Annotated in this window: 14 protein-coding genes and 3 pseudogenes; 13 read left to right on the top strand and 4 right to left on the bottom strand. The window is 59.3% G+C overall.

Annotated features, from left to right (window positions below; genetic code table 11):
* Window positions 1–26: 26 nt before the first annotated feature.
* Window positions 27–1880 carry a TRAP transporter large permease gene (locus E4K65_RS40650; protein ID WP_235885945.1) on the top strand — a complete coding sequence of 618 codons (1854 nt, stop codon included), beginning with the start codon at window positions 27–29 and terminating at the stop codon, window positions 1878–1880.
* A 184-nt stretch (window positions 1881–2064) separates the two neighbouring features.
* Here E4K65_RS40650 and E4K65_RS40645 read toward each other — a convergent pair whose 3' ends face one another.
* Window positions 2065–2424, bottom strand: coding sequence for a hypothetical protein (locus E4K65_RS40645; RefSeq protein ID WP_235885944.1), 360 nt, complete (start codon window positions 2422–2424; stop codon window positions 2065–2067).
* A gap of 92 nt (window positions 2425–2516) precedes the next feature.
* Here E4K65_RS40645 and E4K65_RS40640 point away from each other — a divergent pair.
* Window positions 2517–2687: pseudogene (locus tag E4K65_RS40640) on the top strand (AbiEi antitoxin N-terminal domain-containing protein); the annotation flags it as partial.
* Window positions 2688–2996: 309 nt separating this feature from the next.
* On the opposite strand, the gene E4K65_RS40635 reads toward E4K65_RS40640, so the two are convergent.
* The 3 genes from E4K65_RS40635 to E4K65_RS40625 form a co-directional block, all read right to left on the bottom strand.
* Window positions 2997–4979, bottom strand: coding sequence for a RiPP maturation radical SAM C-methyltransferase (locus E4K65_RS40635; protein WP_135178874.1), 1983 nt, complete (start codon window positions 4977–4979; stop codon window positions 2997–2999).
* A gap of 675 nt (window positions 4980–5654) precedes the next feature.
* Window positions 5655–7187, bottom strand: coding sequence for a radical SAM family RiPP maturation amino acid epimerase (locus tag E4K65_RS40630; RefSeq protein ID WP_135178873.1), 1533 nt, complete (start codon window positions 7185–7187; stop codon window positions 5655–5657).
* Window positions 7188–7233: 46 nt separating this feature from the next.
* Complete coding sequence (locus E4K65_RS40625; protein WP_135178872.1) at window positions 7234–7599, bottom strand: Nif11-like leader peptide family natural product precursor; 366 nt, start codon at window positions 7597–7599, stop codon at window positions 7234–7236.
* A gap of 1616 nt (window positions 7600–9215) precedes the next feature.
* On the opposite strand from E4K65_RS40625, the pseudogene E4K65_RS40620 reads away from it, so the two are divergent.
* The 11 genes and pseudogenes from E4K65_RS40620 to E4K65_RS40570 all read left to right on the top strand — a co-directional run bounded on the left by E4K65_RS40620 (window position 9216) and on the right by E4K65_RS40570 (window position 21904).
* A pseudogene (locus E4K65_RS40620) lies at window positions 9216–10948 on the top strand (relaxase/mobilization nuclease domain-containing protein).
* A 40-nt stretch (window positions 10949–10988) separates the two neighbouring features.
* Window positions 10989–12970, top strand: a pseudogene (locus tag E4K65_RS40615) (conjugal transfer protein TraG).
* A gap of 6 nt (window positions 12971–12976) precedes the next feature.
* Window positions 12977–13405 (top strand): CopG family transcriptional regulator, encoded by a 429-nt coding sequence (locus E4K65_RS40610; protein ID WP_135178871.1) that lies wholly within the window; start codon window positions 12977–12979, stop codon window positions 13403–13405.
* Between the two features lie 1052 nt (window positions 13406–14457).
* On the top strand, window positions 14458–14670 hold the full coding sequence (locus E4K65_RS47895) for a DUF4238 domain-containing protein (protein ID WP_167771552.1): 213 nt from the start codon (window positions 14458–14460) through the stop codon (window positions 14668–14670).
* Between the two features lie 93 nt (window positions 14671–14763).
* The gene (locus tag E4K65_RS40600; protein ID WP_135178869.1) at window positions 14764–15150 is read left to right on the top strand and encodes a hypothetical protein; all 387 of its coding nucleotides are present in this window, start codon (window positions 14764–14766) and stop codon (window positions 15148–15150) included.
* A gap of 494 nt (window positions 15151–15644) precedes the next feature.
* Entirely contained in the window at window positions 15645–16436 is a 792-nt protein-coding gene (amoC, locus tag E4K65_RS40595) for a bacterial ammonia monooxygenase, subunit AmoC (protein ID WP_135178868.1), read from the top strand.
* Window positions 16437–16557: 121 nt separating this feature from the next.
* Complete coding sequence (gene amoA / locus E4K65_RS40590) at window positions 16558–17415, top strand: bacterial ammonia monooxygenase, subunit AmoA (protein WP_135178867.1); 858 nt, start codon at window positions 16558–16560, stop codon at window positions 17413–17415.
* A gap of 27 nt (window positions 17416–17442) precedes the next feature.
* Window positions 17443–18765 (top strand): bacterial ammonia monooxygenase, subunit AmoB, encoded by a 1323-nt coding sequence (gene amoB / locus E4K65_RS40585; RefSeq protein WP_135178866.1) that lies wholly within the window; start codon window positions 17443–17445, stop codon window positions 18763–18765.
* A 95-nt stretch (window positions 18766–18860) separates the two neighbouring features.
* Complete coding sequence (locus E4K65_RS40580; protein ID WP_135178865.1) at window positions 18861–19328, top strand: hypothetical protein; 468 nt, start codon at window positions 18861–18863, stop codon at window positions 19326–19328.
* Window positions 19329–19459: 131 nt separating this feature from the next.
* Window positions 19460–19903 (top strand): copper resistance CopC family protein, encoded by a 444-nt coding sequence (locus tag E4K65_RS40575; protein ID WP_167771551.1) that lies wholly within the window; start codon window positions 19460–19462, stop codon window positions 19901–19903.
* A 9-nt stretch (window positions 19904–19912) separates the two neighbouring features.
* Entirely contained in the window at window positions 19913–21904 is a 1992-nt protein-coding gene (locus E4K65_RS40570; protein WP_135178863.1) for a c-type cytochrome, read from the top strand.
* Window positions 21905–21946: the final 42 nt, after the last annotated feature.

Below are 21946 nucleotides of genomic sequence, written 5' to 3'. Positions count from 1 at the left end.
GTCATATGCCGCATGCAGATGCCGGTATGGCGGCCGGCGCGTCTCAAGCAGGCTCGCGCAGTTGGATAGTGAAAGCGAATGCGGTGCTCGGTCACGTCGTCGCAGTCCCGGCGGCGTTACTCGTGCTGGCCGAGATCGCGGTTCTGTCCGCAGGCATCGTAGCCAGATATGTGTTCCGTTCGCCGATCGTCTGGTCGGATGAACTTGCCGGCATTCTCTTCCTCTGGCTCGCCATGTTTGGATCCGTGATTGCGTTCCAGCGCGGCGAGCATATGCGGATGACCGCGATCGTCGGGATTCTCGGGACGGAAGTTCGCGCGTTCCTGGATGTCGTGGCGGCTGCGGCATCGCTGGCATTCCTCGCGCTCGTCATCTGGCCGGCCTATGAATTCGCCGCCGACGAGGCATTCGTCACCACGCCGGCGCTCGAGATCGTCAACAGCTGGCGCGCGGCGGCGCTGCCGATCGGACTCGGGCTGATGCTGATCGCAGCCGTGATCCGGCTCATCCGCATCGCGAGCCTGCGCAGCTTGCTGGCTTCTCTGGCGATCGTCGCAGGCATCATCGGAACGTTCGTTCTGCTGGCGCCCGTGTTGAAGCCGCTTGGCAATCTGAATCTTCTGATCTTTTTCATCTTCGTGGTCGGAGCGATGGTCTTTGCGGCCGTGCCGATCGCGTTTGCATTTGGCCTCGCCACGGTCGGTTACCTAGCCCTGACAACCAGCACGCCCGACGTGGTGGTGATCGGACGAATGGACGAGGGCATGAGTCACCTGATCCTGCTTGCCGTGCCGCTCTTCGTCTTTCTCGGCCTTCTGATCGAGATGGCGGGCATGGCGCGCGCCATGGTCGGCTTCCTGGCGAGCCTTCTCGGTCATGTCCGCGGCGGACTGCACTACGTGCTGGTCGGGGCGATGTATCTGGTCTCCGGCATCTCCGGGTCCAAGGCTGCGGACATGGCTGCTGTGGCTCCGGTGCTGTTTCCCGAGATGCGGCAGCGGGGGGCCAAGCCTGGCGATCTCGTTGCCCTCCTGGCTGCGACGGGCGCACAGACCGAAACCATCCCGCCGTCACTGGTTCTGATCACGATCGGCTCGGTGACGGGCGTGTCGATCTCGGCGCTATTCACCGGAGGGTTGCTTCCGGGCGTGGTCCTCGCGGTCATGCTCGCGGCCGTGGTGTGGTGGCGATACCGATGCGAGGACCTGTCTCACGTCAAACGGGCGACCGGACGGGAGATCGGCCGCGCCTTTGTGATCGCGATACCGGCCATCGCACTGCCATTCGTGATCCGGACCGCCGTCGTCGAAGGCGTCGCGACGGCCACGGAGGTCTCGACCATCGGCATCCTGTACTCGGCCTGTGCGGGTCTCTTTATCTATCGGCAGTTCGACTGGCGTCGCATCTATCCGATGTTGGTCGAGACGGCCTCGCTGTCGGGGGCGATCCTGCTCATCATCGGCGCAGCGACGGGCATGGCCTGGGCGCTGACCCAGTCGGGATTTTCCGCCTCTCTTGCCAAGTTCATGACCAGCCTTCCCGGCGGAGTCCCCGTCTTCCTGGCGGTGACGATCGTGACCTTCGTGATCCTGGGCAGTGTTCTGGAGGGGATCCCGGCCATCGTCCTGTTCGGCCCGCTCTTGTTCCCGATCGCGCGACAGGTCGGGGTGCACGATGTCCACTACGCGATGGTGGTCGTTCTCGCCATGGGCATCGGCCTGTTCGCGCCACCGTTCGGCGTCGGCTACTACGCGGCCTGCGCGATCAGCCGCATCAACCCGGACGAGGGCATGAAGCCGATCGTGGGCTATATGATCGCGCTGTTGATCGGCACGCTGATCGTTGCCGCCGTGCCCTGGCTGTCGATCGGCTTCCTTTGACGAGCTCGGCAGGAGCCTTGCAGAAACCCGTGCCTCCTGTTCAAGCGAATTTCGGCAGGTGCAGGGGCAGGCCGTCGCAAGACATATCGATCTGCTCGACCTGGCCCTTGCCAACCTCCGTAACCCGGAGCTTCTTGCCTCCGAGGGTGAAGGCACAGTTCGTCGGCTGAAGGCCCGTTCAGGATCAGCCGATCGACCACTTCGCCCCGCCGATCCAGCACGGTGACGTTCTTCTGGTTGTAGACCGTGCAATAGAGCCGGCCGTCCATGCCAAAGGCCCCCCCGTCCGGCCCTTTGACATCCGGGTTGGAATCCGGCTGCAGCACGTTGCCGAAGACGACCCGCTTCGGCACTGCCTCGCCAAGCACGTCATATCGACGGTGAAGGATGCGCTGGCGTAGAGGCGGTTGTCGGGACCGAAGGCAATGCCATTGGTGAAGCGTATCTTGCGATCGAGCACGCGGAGCACCTTCATCACTGCCGGATCGATCTCATCCACGCGGCCGTCCCAGTCGAGGTCCATATACCCGTCCACGAAGGCCATGTGTCCTCCCGAACGAGTACATTTGCGAATAACAAAGAGGCTATCAAGCGCGTCAACAAGCCTGCGCTCTCCGAGAGCTTTACTCGACCCAACTCCAACATCTCTACGTGAAATCCGATTGGCTCGAACAACCCGCGCGCAGCGTATTTCGCCGGCCGCGTGGAACTTTGAGCTGGCGGCAGGTCGTCATATCGCTTCAGACCATTCTCAACTATTCGCCGCTCGTCGTCGGTGGACGCTCTGCACTCGAATTGCAGGGGTAGGCGCGACGAGCTATCGGCGATGCTTCGACGGGAAAACGAAGACAAAGATTTCAAGAGCTATCCCCGTCGTTGGGCGATCATTGCCCACCCCACCGTACGCCGCATAAACTTCATCGGCTCCACTAGGTTGGCGCGATTATCGCCGCCGCTTCGGCCAAATATCTCAAACCATAATATGTTGGAGCTTGGGGCTCGGCGCCGTTGATTGTGCTCAACGACGCGGGCGAACAATGCGACAAGACTGGCGCGAGCGCCGAGAAAGATCCCGGCGACAGGTGCGACCTTGCGAAGTGCACACCGCTGTGTTCCTTATTTGCGCGGGGGGGCTGCTGGGGTGGAGCGTCGTTCGAGATAGCCACCAGGAAACGCAGTCGGGGGAAGGATTGGCGTATATGGATGCCATAACGCGAGCCCAACCAACCGCGCGTCAAGCCGTACGATCAGTTTGCGGGCGATCATGTCAGCTATCGCCGCCTCAATCTCGCTCTGCATTACCTTCGCCACGCCTAGCCGTTCGCGCAGGCGGGTTTCAGGCGAGCCTTCGTCCGCGGCCATAAGAATTTCTCGCTCGAGGCCTCTGACGCGGTGTTCGCGCTCGACTGCTATGGCTCGCGTGTCCTCGACTATGATTTCGTCGCCGTAGTCCTGCATCGACAGCATAGACAAAGTCGGCGCGCACCAGGCTTTCAGCCAGGCATCGATGCCCTTGGCGGCGGCATTTAGTCCCGGACGGCGGTGAGCGTCGCGAACTGTGAAATGGCCGCCGACATCGTTGTCTTCGCTGTCTTCGAAGTAGTATACCTGATCCGAGAGATCGCGCTCCGACAGCGGATAGACGTAGCGATAGGGGGCAGTGGGGACCAGCTTCAGTCCATGTTTCTCGGCTGTGTGATGATAAGGGCTGTAGCGCTGGTATCGCAAGCGTACCGCAGGTCCCGGCTGCAGATGATGCAGCAACGGCAACCAAGAGGCCATTTCCGCATACCATGCATCACTCTCACCGGGAAAGCCCCACAATAAACTCCAACTGACCCGCACGCCGTACTGACGGCACCACTTCAAGAGCAGAACATTGTGCGCTGAGGTCGTTCCTTTGCGCATCAGCTTCAAAACACGAGTATCCAGGCTCTCAATGCCCGGTTGAATCCAGCGGACGCCGGCAGCAGCCAGCTTCTCCACTTCCTGGCGCTTCAGGTTGGCTTTGACCTCAAAGAAGATCGCGAGCTTCTCGGGTAGCGCGGTGAGGTGAGGCAGCGCCTTTTCAAGGTAGTCAATGGCCATAATATTGTCCACAGCTTCGATGCGCGACGAGCCGTAGCGCGCCGACATCTCAATCATCTCCGCTGCGGCCTGGCCCGCGGGCTTCTGGCGGTAGGTCATCGATCCGCCGTTCAACCCGCAAAACATGCAATGACTACGCTCGCCCCACCAGCAGCCACGAGAGAACTCCATCGGCAGCCCGGCATGGATGCGATCGGCGTAGAGTGATGCCTCGACCTCCGCAAAATAGTCCGAGAAATCTGGCAGCGGCAGGTCACGCATGTTCTCGATCACTGCGCGGGGCACTAAGTCGCGCGTCGACGCCGCGGGATAGCCGGCCTCGCGATGCGTCGGACCGAAAACGCCAAATGGCAGGTCAGCAGGCGGAATATCTCTGCCGCGATTGAGGATGTCCCAACACAGAGGGCCGATTAGTGCGTCGGCCTCGCCCGACACGACATAGTCGACCCATGGGAAACGCGCGTGAGTGCTCAACCCCATTACCGACTCGCAGTTTGCTCCACCCATAAGAGTGACAAGATCAGGTGAGCGCTCGCTCAGCCGGCGCAGCAACGCGAGCGATGGGACATGCTGGGTGAAGGTCGAGCTGCATCCGACCATAGCCGGCCGCTTCTCCAGTATCTTGTCAGCCGTCCAGTCGATAAACCCGCCGATAAGCGAACGCAGCTTGAGGAAATTCGCGCGACGCTCGGCCATACCTTTGCCTGCGCGTATCGGGTTGCGCTCGAAATAAAGGTCGAGGAAGGCGTTTTGTTCGCGTTCGAAGCCAGGAAAAGCAATGCCCGCGAACAACCAATCAACCAGTGCCTCCTCTGGCGGGCAATTCTCAAGAGGTCCATAGTCGGCGATGCCTATGTATTCTAAAAACCAGATGTTGGCATAAACTATGGTGGATTGCAGTCCAGCCTGGGTCAGCGCTGATTTCAGCAGACCAAGCGCCAGCGACGGCCTTTCGACTGCCGACACAGGCATGTTGACTAGGACGATTGGCACATCGATACTCATAATCATACCACGTTATTCATGATGTGCGCACAGGTGCGTTCGCCCTGCCATAGTCTCATGCGACGGACGGCAAAGTGAACTCCTGCGCAATTCCTGACTGGAGCCGTGAACATAAAGTCGGCTGATTCCGCCACTGCGCAGCCCGCTTCGAGCCACGATTTCCGCCTCACGTTCGTTCCCCCCCCGGCGACTGGACGGCATGAACAAGGAGAGTGCTGGAGCCGAGCGGTGAACAATTGCCTACACGCGGCTCCGCTCTTGATATTGAGCGGCGCCACGCTCGAGTGCGACGCGTTGTTTTTCATCATCGGTGAACGGATTGAAGTCATCATTCACATGGACCTATCAAAGTTTCAGGTGCGTCGTCGTTCGCTACCGGGGGTCACCGCCAGTGCAAGTTGCAGTGGCGCGCCACGACCTCTCCGGAACCAGCGGCACTGTCGTCTGGCAGAACCATTTGATTGACGACTGGGCGGGGCAAGCCATTCTTGACTTAACAGCGTGCGTCCAGTCGTGCGCCGCTGATGCACGCAACGCAAGCGCGGAAGTCCGCTGGGCTTCTGTGGCCACGTCGGTTGTGCACGCCACGAAGCCACGGACCGTGGATGCGGAGCGGCTTGTCATCGCGCTCAGCACTGTTGGATGGTGGGGTGCTGCCGTTGCTTGAGGCTAAGTAGTACCTCAATGCGAATCGGCACAATCTGCACCCGTGCGGGAGCCCGCGTGTTTGACTCCTTGGACGCGACTCGTCGTCCAGTCACCGGTCTGCCAGATGAAGCGATCGTCGAGGTCTTCTTCGATCAGGCCGGCCATGTACAACTGATCGAGCAAGTCGGCGACCCCAAGGAGGGTTTTTCCGTCAGCTGCGACCTGAATAACCAGCTCCGACATTGTGCAGTTGCCGTCCGCGATCAAACGGCCAACGGAAATCGGGGCGATGTCGTCGAGCACGCGGTGTTCCATGTTGCGTGAGCGAAGATGAAAGTACCGGCTCCCTGCCTTGTATTGCAGGTCCCTGCGGAAGCGGATTGGCAGATCATGGGCTGGGCCCTCGAGCATATGCCGTTCGACCATGCTCTGCAGCCCGCCCCGGAATCCGTCAGGCGTGCTGAAGAAGCGTTCGCCCAGGATGCGGTACCCGAGAGGCCATCGCTCGCTACCCGGCACCGGCGTCACCAGTTGTAAACGCCCCTGCCGCATATTTACGAGGAAGCCGGAAACACAGGCGATTGTCGTGTGATTGCGTTCCAGAAAGGCGATTGCACCGTCCTTGTTAGCGCCCTTGAGCTTCTCCTTCCGCTCGCGTGCGCGCCCGGCCATGGCCTTTGCCGTCAGCGCCTCGTTGCCCTGCAGGATGAGTTCGACTCCTAGCAACTCCTCAGGCGAAAACGCCGTGTGAATCTGATTGAGATGTGCCGTGCTCAGCACGGAGAAACGATTCGTCGTCGTGCGATATAGATTGAAGAGCCCGAGCACGCGCCTGGTGAGTGCCCGATCCTTGAGCGGGGCTGCCGTTGTTGTTTGCGGTAACGCGCCCGTAATCTGATAGTAGTCGAACAGAAAGCGGTCGTAGTGTGGGTTATCCATAGGATCTGTGGCCCAGTAGCAGAAACCCGTGCGGACTGCCGAACCAAACATTTCGCTCGCGACACCAACCACGCCCCGCCAAAGCGCTGCATGCTCTTTGCTATAGTCGTAATAGCCTTTGAAGCGATCGGCCGAGAGGCCGCAGAACCAACAGCCGACGGTGCAGCCTTCGCTTAGCTCGAAAGCGATTATGGGGTGCGTGAGCGCTGCCGCCGACACGCCCAATTGGTCATTGCAGCGCCGGATTTGCCGCTCGCGCCAAGCATGAAAGCGAGGATTGATCGTTGACATCTCGCCTTCATCGCGCAAGAGGTCTCGATGACGCATCATCTCGCGGAGATACTCATCCCACATCACAGCCAGCGGCCACGGCGCAGACTCCGGCTTGAAGCGGTATTGTTGGTAGCCACCGCGCCAGAGCGGTAGCACCTCCATTGGATCCACTTTGATGCCGTACCGCTCTGTTACCGCTCGAGGGGTGGCGATTGCCTCAGCAAGTGCGCTGCGGAACTCCGCGTCACCGACTAACCGCTCCATGAAGCGTTTGAGGTGCGACAGGGTGCGCAGTTGCTCCGGGGAGCGCCGGTCAAAAATCTGTCGGTAGTGCTCGGCGGCAGCGAGTGTCATTCATCGCCTCCGTCAACCAGCCGATGCGGTCAGAGCGAAAGGCAGGTCAGACCTCGGCCGCGACCGCAACAATAACAACCACAACAACTGCAACGGGCTCAACTGCGGTGGCGTGGTCAGAGGCCGCTTCCGCGGCTTCCGCGCCGCTCGTGGCCACCTCCGCAAGGGCCTGCACAGCGCTGGTCGAGATCGTATCACTCGAATAGAAAGTCCCACCGGCGAGCCGTTTAGTCGTCAACTTCTGTCGGGCTCGAATGCAACTTTTAGCTTCATCAAGTGTGAAGCTGTAGCCGAGGCTCTTTCCGATCGCGACAATCGATGCAAGGCCGGTAGCAGTTGGTTTTATGCGTTCAAGCAGACCATCCTCGTTCCCGAGATCGTTGACGAATCGCTCTACGTCAGTTCGCGACACAGCCAGTCTCCCTGCCTTTGCTCAAAGTCGCCAAATCATCCATCACGGGCTCACAAGCGATCGGTGCCGACGCTGTGAAGAAGGCAAGCGGCGTGCCGAATTGAAGATTGCTGATTTTCGCTTTTTCTGACCGTGCGTATCGTCCACTTAGTGACATTTTGTTGCCGAACTGACAATCGGCCCACTACGCGGGACGAGGTTTTCGTTGTCAGTATGCAAACGCAGCGGCTTGGGGCGATATCAAAACACGGGAATCGACGACTTCGGACGTTGCTGATAGTTAGTGCGACCTTGATCATCAAGTTGCTTGACGAGGCTTGAATGCCCCGCTCTGGATTCGGACTGCAAAGACGACCGATCATGGTCGCATCCGTGGCACTCGCCAACAAGATTTGCGCGCATCATCTAGGCCTTGCTCGTCAAGGCGCGGCATTTAACAGGCCCGGCCGCAATGTTAAAAACCTTGATCGAAGGAACGCTCCACCCGAGGCAAGGTGCTAATCTGGATGAACCTTGAACGACGACGTTCTCGGGAGCAATCACAACGTGTGACCCAATGCGCCTCGACCGCGAGAGAACGATGTCAGCGTGGGTAGTTCCGGTTGGACCACGAGAGCCTCGCTTGCGGTGGATTGCGCTAGTCTAAACTTGGAGGAGGGGCAGGCAGCCGCGAACAAGCGTTTGCCCAACGTTCCCTTTGATTTGACTCTCGCGCAAGCCTCCCGGCCTTCGAAACGTTCGGACGGTCTTGCTCTGCGGCATGGGAGTCTCTTTTTGCGCGCGATTTTGTGACGCTCGAAGAAGCGGCGGATCGTGCCATAGCCAAAGCATAGGCCTTTTTTTGCTCAAGCTGTGCCGCAGTTCATCGATGGTGATGTCGGGCGAGGCCTCGAGCACAGCCATGATCGTCGCCCGATGGGCATCCCGATGCGATTTCCGATCGCCGCGTTGGGCCTTTGGCAGAGCATCGCGCCTTGCTCCCGCGCGCGCGTTCGTCGCGCGACCAGGAGGTTGTGTTCGTCAATGCGCGGCTCGCCGCTGTTGATCAGTTTATCGAATTGCGGGGGCTGGCACGCCGACGCCCGCAGCTGAGCTGATCGCACCGCCCACGAGCAGCCGGTACGCCTTCTTCGGTTGGCGCGAGCTGCCGATCCACTCGCTGGAGAAATTACGTTCCGTGCGCGTGCTGGCAGGCCCGCAATCATTGAGGCGGAGACGACGACAAGCGTCATCAATGATCGATGGTCTTGCAGTCGCAGTTGGCCCCGTGAAGTCCGAGTAGCGCGTGTTCGGATATCAGGCAGTGCAATCACTATGATCGTGCAACGAATGCCCACTTTGGGTCGGATAAGCCCGGTGGTGCGACCAGTAAGTCATTGATTGTTCTCAACCCGCGGCTGACTCTTAATCAGCGGCCCGGTCGGAATCCGTTATAAAGCAAGCTTAGGAAGCTGCTGTTCAATCAGTCGCAATAATCGGGTGTTGCGCCCGGGCGGTCGGTTGTTATTGCTTTCGTTTTTTGCTGATCCGGCAATGTGCGCCTTGGGCACGCAATGTGTGCCTCACCATCAACTCATTACACGGATTCGCAATTTCGCACATTGCCGGCATAGGTCATGGCTGAGGAGAAGGAATTTCAGCCCCGTCCTGGCCGCATCCGCTCTTCAAGGAGCCAGCGGGCTAAGCCGTTCATCGCTCAGGCGCTCGCGGCCGCGCAGCGCGCCGGCGGCGGCGTGTCGCGGGCCGGCCGCCTCACCGGCCATAGTCAATCGCGCTTTGGCCGCGGCCGGGTCGCCAGTGAACGGGCGAACCGTCTGCTCACCGGCCGCTCGCGCCTGGTGACAATCAAGACCCGCGTCGTCCGTCATACGGTGCGCTCGGCTCCGCTCGCTGCGCATCTCGGCTATCTCAGGCGCGAGGGTGTCACCCGGAACGGGGAGAGAGCGCACCTGTTTGGCCCCGAGACAGAGGATGCCGATCCGAGGGCCTTCGCCGAGCGCTGCCGAGATGATCGGCACCACTTCCGCTTCATCGTCTCGCCGGAGGATGCAGCCGATATGGCTGACCTCAAGGGTTTCACCCGTGAGCTGGTCGGCCAAATGGAAGGAGACCTCGGCACGAAGCTCGACTGGGTTGCCGTCGATCATTGGAATACCCAGCATCCGCACGTCCACATCCTCGTGCGCGGCATCGCCGACGACGGCCAGGACCTCGTCATTTCTCGCGCCTACATCAAGGAGGGGATGCGCGCCCGCGCGCAGGATCTGGTCACACAGGAGCTCGGACTGCGTTCCGATCTCGACATTCGCCGCTCGCTCGAGCACCAGGTCGAAGCCGAACGCTGGACACAGCTCGATCGCCAGCTTGTTCGCGACGCAGGTCGCAATGGCATCATCGACCTGGCGCCCGACCCGGTGCAGCAGCCCGATCAGTTTCATGCGTTGAAGGTCGGCCGGCTGCGGCGCCTGGAGAGCCTTGGCCTGGCGCATCAGGTCGGGCCAGGCCAATGGGTCATGGACGAGGCCGCAGAGACGACCTTGCGCGAGCTCGGCGATCGCGGTGACATTATCAAGCGTATCCACCGCAGCCTGACCGAACGCGGCATCGACCGCGGGACCGCGAGCTACGTGCTGGCAGGCGAAAGCCTCGACGTCCCCGTCATCGGACGCCTCGTCGATCGCGGTCTCGATGACGAACTGAAGGGAACCGCCTATGCCGTCGTTGACGGCGTCGATGGCCGCAGCCACCACTCCCCGATCTAGACGCCGCCGGCGACAGTGCACCAGGCTCGATCGTCGAACTCCGCAAATTCGACGACGCGCGAGGACAGCGTCGCGTGGCGCTGGCCGTTCGCTCCGATCTGTCGATCGAAGCGCAGGTGACGGCGAGTGGTGCGACATGGCTCGACCGGCAGGCGGTCGCGCGCGATCCGGTGGCGCTTGGCCAGGCCGGTTTCGGCGCCGAGGTCCGGCAAGCCTTGGAACAGCGGGCCGAGCAGCTGATCGGGCAGGGTCTCGCCGAGCGCCAGGCGCGCGGGCTGGTGTTTTCGAAGAACCTCGTGGACACGCTGCGCCGCCGGGAGCTGGAGGCTCTTGGTCAGCAGGTCGCGGCCGAGACGGGCCAACCATTCAATCCGTCGGTCACCGGCGATTATGTCGCTGGGACCTACCGAAAGCGCTTCGCGCTCGCCTCCGGTCGCTTCGCCATGATCGACGACGGCCTCGGATTCCAGCTCGTGCCCTGGACACCCTCACTTGAGAAGCAGCTCGGCCGGCATGTCTCCGGCGTTGCCCGCGACGACGGCGGCGTCGGTTGGGGTTTTGGGCGCAGCCGGGGGCTCGGCCTGTGAGCCATCCCTCCCATCACCTCATCTAGGAAAGGCGGTCGCAATGTCCGCAACTAAGATACTCTGGGGGCAGATCTTCACTGTTTTTGCGGTCGTCTTGCTGACGATCTGGACCGCAACGGAATGGACGGCGTGGCAACTCGGCTTCCAATCTCAACTCGGGCAACCCTGGTTCGAACTACTCGTTTTCCGATCTACCTTCCGCCCGCCTTCTTCTGGTGGTGGTATGCCTACGATGCCTATGCGCCGCACGTATTCATCGAGGGCGCCTATATCGCAGCATCCGGCGGCATCATCGCCGCCGCCGTCGCGATCGGGATGTCGGTCTGGCGCGCCCGCGAGGCCAAGAATGCCGAGACCTATGGCTCCGCGTGGTGGGCAGACGCGAAGGAGATCGCGCTGGCCGGCCTGCTCGGGCCTGATGGCGTGGTGCTCGGCCGGTTCGAACGCGCTTATCTCCGCCATGATGGACCGGAGCACGTCCTGTGCTTCGCTCCCACGAGATCGGGCAAGGGCGTCGGCCTCGTCATCCCGTCGCTGCTGACCTGGCCGGGATCGGCGATCGTCCACGACATCAAGGGCGAGAACTGGCAGCTTACCGCCGGTTTTCGTGCGGGGCATGGCCGGGTTCTTCTGTTCGATCCGACCAATGCAAAGTCGTCAGCCTACAACCCGTTGCTGGAGGTTCGGCACGGCGAGTGGGAGGTGCGAGATGTCCAGAATATCGCCGACATCCTTGTCGACCCCGAGGGCAGCCTCGAGAAGCGTAACCATTGGGAGAAGACCAGTCACGCGCTCCTGGTCGGCGCAATTCTCCACGTCCTCTATGCCGAGGAGGACAAGACGCTCGCGGGCGTTGCGGCCTTCCTGTCCGATCCCAAGCGGCCGATCGAATCGACTCTCGCTGCGATGATGCGGACGGCGCATCTCGGTGAGGCGGGCGTGCACCCTGTCGTCGCCTCCGCGGCGCGAGAATTATTGAACAAATCCGGCAATGAACGCTCCGGCGTCCTGAGCACGGCGATGTCGTTCCTGGGTCTCTACCGGGATCCCGTGGTGGCGGAGGTGACGCGGCGCTGCGACTGGCGGATCGCCGACATCGTTGGCGCAGAGCGAGCGACGACCCTTTACCTCGTCGTGCCGCCATCGGACATCAACCGCGCCAAGCCGCTGATCCGCTTGATCCTCAATCAGATCGGCCGCCGCCTGACCGAGGATCTCCAGGCCAAGGCAGGTCGGCGCCGGCTCCTCCTGATGCTCGACGAATTCCCCGCGCTCGGCCGGCTCGACTTCTTCGAGTCGGCGCTCGCCTTCATGGCAGGTTACGGCATCAAGAGCTTCCTGATCGCCCAGTCGCTGAACCAGATCGAGAAGGCCTATGGGCCGAACAATTCGATCCTCGACAACTGTCACGTCCGGGTCAGCTTCGCGACCAATGACGAACGGACGGCGAAGCGGGTGTCTGACGCGTTGGGGATGGCAACTGAGATGAAGGCGATGAAGAACTATGCCGGCAGCCGGCTGGCACCTTGGCTCGGACATCTCATGGTGTCGCGGTCGGAGACCGCCCGGCCGCTGTTGACGCCCGGCGAGATGATGCAGCTTCCGCCCTCGGATGAGATTGTCATGATGTCCGGCCTGCATCCGATCCGCGCGAGGAAGGCGCGTTACTACGAGGACACTCGTTTCCAGGAACGCATTTTGGCGCCGCCGATGCTGACCAAGCCCAACGACACACGGCCGGACGATTGGAGTTTACGGCCACTCCCGCCGCGCCCCATGCCCCCTCCGGCCTCGGCCAGCGACGAGACCGACGTAGAGGATCCGAAGATCGCCGATCGTCGGCGGCAGCATGAACTGGGTCACGACACTGTGGAGAAGACGGAACCGCTCGACAACGAGTTCGCGGCCGATCTTGCCGACGAGTTCGACGAAGATGCCCCACGGATCAGGCGCCTGAACGATGTGATGCAGGGCGTCGCGCGCCAGGCATCACTCGATCCCGGCGACGATCTCGGATTGTGAGGCAGCATGACCGCGCCGAAGAAGAAAGCTCAGATGTCGGTCTACCTCGACCCAGACGTCATGAAGACGCTGTCAGCCTATGCCACCCGGCGCGAGCAGCCGATGTCTCTCATCGCCGAAGCCGCGATCGCGTCCTTCCTGTCGCCGGATGCCGACGAGCGGAGGGAGGCTGCCATCGCCAAGCGACTCGACCAAATTGATCGCCGCATCGCGCGGCTCGAGCGCGACACGGGGATCTCGGTCGAAACCTTGGCGCTGTTCGTTCGCTTTTGGCTCACGACGTCACCGCCACTCCCCGAGCCGGCCGCGAAGGCGGCGCGGGCGCAGGCTGGAGTTCGGTACGACAATTTTGTTGCGGCCCTCGGGCGACGGCTCAGTCAAGGGCCGAAGCTGCGGCAGGAGATTCCGGAGGATATTCAGAGCGAGCAGACGTGAGGATAGCCGTCTAAGACGATCGCTAGCTGCGCGGACGAAAATCTCGCCGCAGTGGCGGTTCAATTCCGTGCATCGCGAGCAGTTCCCGTGCGAGAACCGACGCTGCATAACCGATCTCCTCAACACAGGCGGACGCGTCTATCTCAACATCGGTCGGCGAAAAGGCGAGGACAGGAATACCAGAGACAACCATTGTTCGGGCTCGAACTCGGGTGTGAAGGTCCTCGGGGAGCGCGCGGTTGGGAGCATGGCACTCAACCGCCAGCCGTCGGAAATCACCCTTCATACAGGCTTTCAGCAATATACCCGGTGTGAAATCCCGGATCTTCTGTTTGACGCCCCACAACGTCCCCCAATCCGGGCTAGCTTGCGCCCCCCCCCAAGCACACTGATAGCTGATTTCGTTGTACCCATCGGATCCTTCCAACGCGAGATATGCGGCAAGTTTTGCAAGGAGCGGATCATATGCCTGCTCGGTTGCGAGGAAGAGGTCGTAACCGAATCGCTTAAGAAGCCGTCGCGACCCGAATATTCGCGATCAAAGTATCAGTATCGTCGTGGCTCGCGGCAGTTGCTCCCGCAATGGCTTCAAGAATGATCTCTTCGCTCCGGCCGGCAACGGCGTCGAAAAAGTCAGGTGGCGGAGCCGAAATCCCATGACTCAACATCTTGCTAGCTGTCGCGAGCACAATCTTGCGGAGCAGTCCTGGCTGCCATCCGCGGCGTGGGTTGAGGGCCGGTTTATTGTCGTGCATGCCAAACGAACAGATTCTAGATTCGTGACTTGATCTGATACTCCCACATCTGGTTGGGCTAAACTGTCGACGTCAAATTAGGTTCATATCCTGCTCGCCTAACTGCGACATCGCATAAGCGGCACTAGCGAACATTCAACAGCGCCGGTAGGTTTATCACCTTGGCTCGTCGTCCGAGTATTTAGATGTCGCGGGTTGCGTTTGCACAAACAAGCCAAGTCTGGGAAACAATATGGCCACTGGCGGGGGAACGCCTGCATAGGAAAAACGCGAAATCGGCCAATAAAGCAGCACTACGTGCCACAGTGCTACCTGCGCCAGTTCGCCAATAAGCATGGGAAGGCTCACCACGTATCGGTCTTCGACCGCAAGAAGGCGCAGCGCTACAAGAACAACACCCAGGATGTGGCATGCCAGAACTACTTCAATCGCATCCAGCTCGACGGCATGGATCCGGATGCGCTCGAAGCAGCCATGTCGGAGTTCGAGACCAAGTTGGCCGATGCCTAAGCCGGTATCAATGAGGTGCGCAACCTAGAGAACGAAGACGATCGCGCGCACCTCCTCACGCTCATTGGGCTCACGGCCTTACGAAATCCAGATGTGCGTAAGAACATCCGCGATATCGCAAGCGACGTCGGCAGGATGAACATTGCCGCGCGCCTCCAGAACGAACTGACATACAACGCGAGCGTCCAAGAAGCCAAGGCTCAAGGTGCCTTGCCGGACGACTACAACGTCACCTATGACGAAATGAAAGCGGCTTTTGAGGAAGGCTGCTTCAAGATCGTCCTCGACAATAACGCGCTGATTAGCTCAGCGAACCCGCTGCGCGTCTCGATTGCCTGTACCACCTTCCGCGGGATGCACGATCATCTTGACGCTCCCCGAGCGAATGCAGGCGTAATCACCCCAGGCAGCCCGTCGATACCACAAGCCAAGCATCGGCAGGGGAGGCGCATGGGCTGGTCATTGCGTTTGCCAGCATAGGATAATTGGACACACCGGAGGGGCTTGAAGCTTACGCAGCGTCAGGTTGTATATTGCCAACCTTCGTGATGTCTAAGGGAGCAAAACGGCCGGGAATGGTAACCAGCGCTGGTGATGGACGACGAGACGCACCGCTTATGATGCTCAGCTGCGCCACCGAGGTCGGTCCGCCGATCGTCTTCTATGCTGTGAATGCGAAATTCCAGTTGATGGCGGAGGCTCAATTCTCAGGGTGGGAGCAAGGAGCATCGCGGAGAAAGACTGCACCGCACCTACCTGGATTGGTGGCCGCCGAATCCAACCGTTGGTCTATGCTGGTCCTTCAGGACTTGCAGATTTAGGAGAGATTAGGAGAGACGAGAATGGCCGCCTCAAGGAGGTAACCAGAAAGCTGGGAGCTTGAAGACAGATCATATCCTTTCGGTCAACGATCGGAGTGAGCATCACCCTCGTAAACAACATCACACCTTAGGCAATCTCCAGGAGGAGACAAGATGTCGATCACGATGACTCATAACGCCAAGTCTGCCGCTGAGGACCGTACTCAGCCGTTGGGGAATTTCAAGCTTGCAGCAGGAGTCACTCTGGCGGTGCTAGCGCTGATGGTGTTCTGGCGCATCTTTCAGCAGGTCTATGCTTGGAGTGCCGGCCTGGATTCGACTGAGCCCGCGTTCGATGCCGCCTGGATGACGTTGCTGAAGGTTGAGCTTAGCGTCATCCCTTTGCTCTGGGTGGTGACCTGGGCGTATCTATGGTTCACGCGAGACCGCAATCTTGGCGCGCTCAAACCGCGGGAAGAGCTCCGGCGCTACTTCAATCTGGTCCTGTTCAACTTCGTCTATGCCTTTTGCGTCTGGTTCGCTACCAGCTTCTTTGCCGAGCAGGACGCCTCATGGCATCAGGTTGTGGTCCGGGATACAAGCTTCACGCCAAGTCACATCGTGCTGTTCTACGGCACCATGCCACTCTACGTGCTGTTTGGCGTGGGATCATTTCTGTACGCGATGACGAGGCTGCCGAAGTTCGCAACGCAGATCTCAATTCCATTCGTGCTCGCGGTTGTAGGTCCGTTTCTAATATTGCCGAACTTGGGCTACAACGAGTGGGGTCATGCCTTCTTCCTGATGGAAGAGGTGTTCTCCTATCCCTTGCACTGGGGTTTTGTCGTGATGGGCTGGAGTGTGCTGGCCTTGGGTGGGCTCCTGATCCAGATCGCGATGCACATGCTTGAAGTGATCGGGCGGCTTTCTCAAGAGGACCAAGCTTCGGTCGCCACCCAGCGCTGAAACCGCTTATGAACCATTAATCGCTGACAGCCCGGCATGCAAAGCTGCCGTCTTGTAATCAGTCGGGCGTCGGCTTCCAGGAAGGTCGATCTCAACTCGGTAAAAGAATTAGGAGGAAGCCATGCAAGGAGGAACGTCTGTGAGACTGTATGGCCTCGAATGGCCTAAAGAGTCAGCAAGAATCTCAAGAGTGTTTGACCTTCTCGTCGCCGCTATCCTTTTTCTGGCCGTCTCCGGCGCATTCCACCTGCATTACATGCTGACCGCAGGGGACTGGGATATGTGGATCGATTGGAAAGACAGACAGTGGTGGGTCACCCTGACTCCAATTATGGCCATAACATTCCCTGCAGCTTTGCAGTATGTGTTTTGGACGAAATTTAGACTTCCAATCGCCGCTACATTTGCGGTCGTTTGTCTCCTGTTCGGTCAGTGGATAAATCGATATTTCGGTTTCCACCTGTGGTCGTACTTTCCGATGAGCGAGGTCATTCCAGCGCTGCTGATACCTGGCGCACTAGTCCTCGATATCGCTCTTTTGCTGACCGGGAATTTTCTGTTCACGGCGATGTCCGGCGCCTTTGCATTCGCACTGCTTTTCTACCCGACTAACTGGTTTTGGCTGGCGCCATATCGGCTACCCGTAGAAGTGATGGGGCAGCTTGTTTCCGTGGGCGATTACATCAGCTATGCCTTCACCCGCACCGCGCTGCCCGAGTATATCCGGCTGATAGAGCGGGGCACGCTTCGAACTTTTGGTGGCCACTCAGCCATTATCGCGTCCTTTTTCTCGGCGTTCGTATCCATACTGATGTATTTGGCGTGGTGGCATATCGGAATGCTCCTCGCTCGTGTGGTAACGACGCCAAACACCCTGAAAAATTTCATGGGGCTCACCGATAAGGATGAGCCAGCTGAGGCAGCCCAAAAAGCGATAGACGGTACCAGCCTGCAAGGGCGCTCCGTCGCAGCCGAATGATTCTGCTGGGACTGTGGAGGACTCCAAATGAGAACATTCTGTTTCCACGAAAGCTCATGCGTGCGTGTAGTCTTATCGGCAGCGGCGGCGATCATGCAGATCGGAATACTGACCTTCGTCCCAGATGCTGCTCTGGCGCATGGTGAGCGCAATCAGGAGCCGTTTCTGCGGATGCGAACGGCTCATTTTTACGATGTGAAGTGGAGCACGAACGAAATTCCCGTGAACGGTGAAATCGTTGTCACCGGCAAGTTCCGACTCTTCCCGATCTGGCCCGTCAACCTACCCCTTCCCGAAGCGGCCTTTCTGGGAAACGGGACGCCGGGCCCGGTGCTAGCCCGAACCGAGAGCTACATTAATGGCGTCCCAGCAATTCAATCCACCAAACTGGAGTTGAACCGGGACTATGAATTCAAAACAGTGCTCAAAGGACGAGTGCCAGGCTACCATCACGTCCATCCGATGATCAACGTGATGGGAGCCGGGCCGCTGCTCGGACCGGGAAACTGGCTGACGGTGACGGGGAACGAAAGCGACTTCAAGCTTTCAATCAAAACTCTCAGTGGCGAGACTATCGACAATCTCGAAACCTGGGGCCTTGGCAGGGTGTTCTTCTGGCATGGCTTGTGGGTTGCGATCGCTATCGTGTGGCTTGTCTGGTGGTTGCGCCGGCCGCTCCTGCTGCCTCGTTTTCGCGCGTTGACGGAAAAAGGCGGCGATCGATCTCAGCTCGTTACCAGCACGGATCGTCTATTCGGGGCCGGTTTGCTCGTGGCGACGATTCTCACCGTATTCTTCGGCTTTCAGGCGACCGACACCGCTTATCCAAGGACGGTGCCGCTGCAGGGGTCCCGCGCAACCGTCGAGCCCCTACCGGAAGTGCCTGAGCAGGTCAAAGTTGTGGTCAACAAGTCAAACTATGACGTCCCTGGCCGCTCACTTCGTATGAACGTGACACTGACGAACAATGGGAGCTCGTCAGCACAGCTTGGCGAGTTCTTAACTTCCAATCAGCGCTTCATCAACCATGAGGTTAGCCAGGCAATGGCGACGGTGGATCCGAATTACCCCAAGGAATTGCTTCCTCCGAATGGGCTTAAGGTGAGCGACAGCCGACCGCTCAAGCCGGGTGAAACGAAGACAGTCGATATCGAAGCGGCCGACGCGGCATGGGAGACGGAGCGCTTGAGTAGCCTGATCAACGATCCGGACAACACGTTGGGAGGACTGTTGTTCTACTATGACGAGCACGGCAAGCGGACAATCTCAAACGTCAGCGGCCCCATGGTCCCTGTATTCACCGATCCCGACAACCGCACGGCTGAGAATCCGAAAGGAGGTGCGGGTTGAACACCGTAAAAGCCGCAGTGCTTGGAATTGCATCTTTGCTCCTCATCCTAGACTGCGGTGGGGCGCGGCCAGCGATTGCACACGGGGGAGTATCGATGGAGAAAGATGTGTGCAAGCTTCGCGCCGGGCCCTATATGATGCATTTTACCGGATACCAGCCGGCCAAGCAGGGGAATCAGGAATTTTGCGAGGACATTCCGGAAATCGGCCGCACCGTCATCGTCTTGGATGCCATCGGCGATGTGCTACGTGATCTGCCCATCGAGGTGCGGTTGTTGCGAGACGCCGGCAACGACGTAGACAGCGAGGCCGTCCTTCGAATCCCGCCAAAAAAATATCCGACAGGCTCACTATCGTTTCAGTACACGTTCCCCGAATCCGGGCGCTTTGTGGGCCTCGTGACAGTCGGCGACGGACCGAAATACGTATCGAGATTTCCGTTTTCGGTTGGTTACGGCAACGGGATTTGGGTCCGATATAGGGACAGTTTCGCAATCGTTCTAGGAACGCTGGCAGCCGGAGCCGCCCTGTTTTGGTACTCCACGTTGCGCAAGGAAAGCTAGGCTAGCACTTTGTCGGCCGCTGTCTTGCAATAAGGGTCACACTCATGTCTCACGAAAATCACGGAAACAAGAGCGATTGCATCCGAGTAGCGACGGGGCGGCCATCACTTGATCCTGCTGGCACGCCAAACTTGACTGCCGCAGCCGGCAGGGCGCGAACTAGGCTGATTCAAGAAACGGTAAAAGAACTCTCGTCCGCAAGCAGGCGTCCGGCATCAGCGCTTGGCATCACGTTGCTGTGCGTGGGCCTCGTGTGCCTGCCGACGGCTGCCTCTGCACATGCCGCTCTCGTGAAGTCAGATCCCGCGAGCCGGGCAGTGTTAGCTCATTCGCCGCAGCAGATCGAACTGTGCTTCAACGAACGCATAGAGCTCAAGTTTTCGAAAGTGGAGCTCAAGAACGCCAACGGTCAGTCGCTAACGCTCGGCGATTTGAAAGCAGGCAATGATCCGAAGTGCATGGTAACGGCAGTATCTGACATGAGACCGGGCAGCTATTCGGTTCATTACCGCGTGCTCTCGCAAGACGGGCATGTGGTGGACTACGGCTATCAGTTCACCGTCGAGGAACGTTAGGCATGCGGAGTGACGGTATTGTTTCCAGCTCTGTGCAAGGCCATCGCTGACATTGCGCTTGCATGGGTCATAGGCGGAGTACTCTTTCTGTTGCTGGCAGGGCCGTCTTCCGATGCGTTCCTTGCCGCTTGGCAAAGACGAGTGCAGGTGGGCTTTCTCTGGGCAGCCAGCATTCACCTCTTCGTTACCGCTGGGTTATTTATCGCTCAAGTCGCGATCGCGACAGATATGGCACTACTGGAGATAGTAGCGGCTGGCCAGACGCTGGAAAGCTTCGGATTTGACACACATTACGGTCGGATCACGCTTGCAAGGTTAGCGCTCTCTCTTCTTTTGCTGCTGCCGACAACGATCCTAATTCGCGGCTGGTCGAGGGAGCGGCAACGTTCAGCTTCAATCGTGACAGCCGGGACAGCAGCACTGATCGCGCTGATTGGTCCACTTGCTGGACACGCCGCCGGGGAAGACGACAGCCGTTGGCTCGTTCCGACTTATCAACTTCACGTGCTCGCGGTTTCTGCTTGGCTTGGGGCCTTACCGGCTTGGATCTGGCTGGTGGCTTCGGTCGCTGTCACCCCCACGGAGACTCGGCGCGTCTATGTCGCAGCGACGCTGCGACGTTTCTCCCAACTAGCAATCGGTTTCGTGGTCGTCGTCGTCGCATCAGGTTTGGTGCTCGCGTTTAGCTCCGCTAGTTCGGCTGGCGAGTGGCTTGGCACGACCTACGGTCAACTAATTATAACGAAGCTTGCTCTACTTGCATGCATCCTGTTGGTGGCCAATCGGATTCGCACGCGCTTCCTACCCGTCATGGAAACCGTAGGAGCAAGACCCGCGGCTTTTCTTGCAGGAGCTGGATGGGCAGCAACTGAATTCTTTTGCGGTGTTCTGATCGTCGGCTGCGCAGCCGCGCTCTCTTCAGTCATACCAGCACGACATGATCAGCCCATCTGGTGGCTGCCGTTTCGCTTTTCGATCGAAGCCACGTGGCCGGCGTGGCCGACGCCCGTTATCGCGGCGGGCGCCTTCTCACTAGCACTATTGTCACTCTTCTGGGGCCTGCTCGTTTGTTTGAGAAAGCGGCGAAAGGTAAAAGCAGTCGCGGCAGGCGCCGCCGCCGTTATTTCGGTCGCAGGCGGTCTGTCGCAGATATCCGTGCAAGCCTATCCCGATACTTACCGCCGCCCGTCGGTTGCCTATTCGACGATATCAATAACCAATGGAAAGCGTCTATTTGCCCAGAATTGTGCGGATTGCCACGGCAGCGGAGGGCTTGGCGATGGTCCCGCGGCATCGACACTTCCCAAGCCGCCCGCGAATTTGAGCGAACCGCATACTGCGCTGCACACGGTCGGCGACATGTTTTGGTGGCTTAGCCATGGAATTCCAAAAAGCGGCATGCCCGGATTTGCTGATGTATTGGACGAACAGGCCCGCTGGGATGTGATCAACTTCCTGCGGACGTTTTCAGAGGGGTTTCAGGCGCGCCTCCTGTCGCCTGAAATCATACCCGATCATCCGTGGCTGGGGGCTCCAAATTTTTTCTTAGAGGACGAAAATGGGGCGGAGAGGGAACTGAAGGACTTCCGTGAGCAAAGCAATGTGCTGCTCGTGTTTCCCGAAAAGTCCGACGCAATGCGCGTCAAACAGCTACGCCTTGAGCAGAAAAGATTCCGGAAAGAACGATTGTGGGCGATTATCGTGTCGCCGGACGCAAAGCTGGCGGCGGGCGTCCCGAATGTCCGGCATGGAGCACAAGAGGTTAGAGAAAGTTACGATCTGCTCTCCCGGAGCACTACAAATCGTGGAGATCCCAAGCGTTTGGAAATGGGAAGACGTTCTATGGAATTCCTAATCGACAGGTTCGGATATATCCGTGCGCGCTGGTTGCAGGAGGAGGACGAATGTGGTTGGGAAAATTCCGACGAGCTGGTCTCGCGGGTCCGAGTTCTCAATAGGGAGTCCAAAATTCTCCCGCCACCCGCTCAACATGTGCACTGAATTAGTGGAAATCTTTCAGGGCTCGCAAACCAAGGAGGAAAG

It is taken from the genome of Bradyrhizobium niftali, from assembly GCF_004571025.1.
Classification (GTDB): Bacteria; Pseudomonadota; Alphaproteobacteria; order Rhizobiales; family Xanthobacteraceae; genus Bradyrhizobium; species Bradyrhizobium niftali.
Note: the sequence above shows the minus strand (reverse complement) of the source record. Positions and strands in the feature narration are given on the sequence as shown.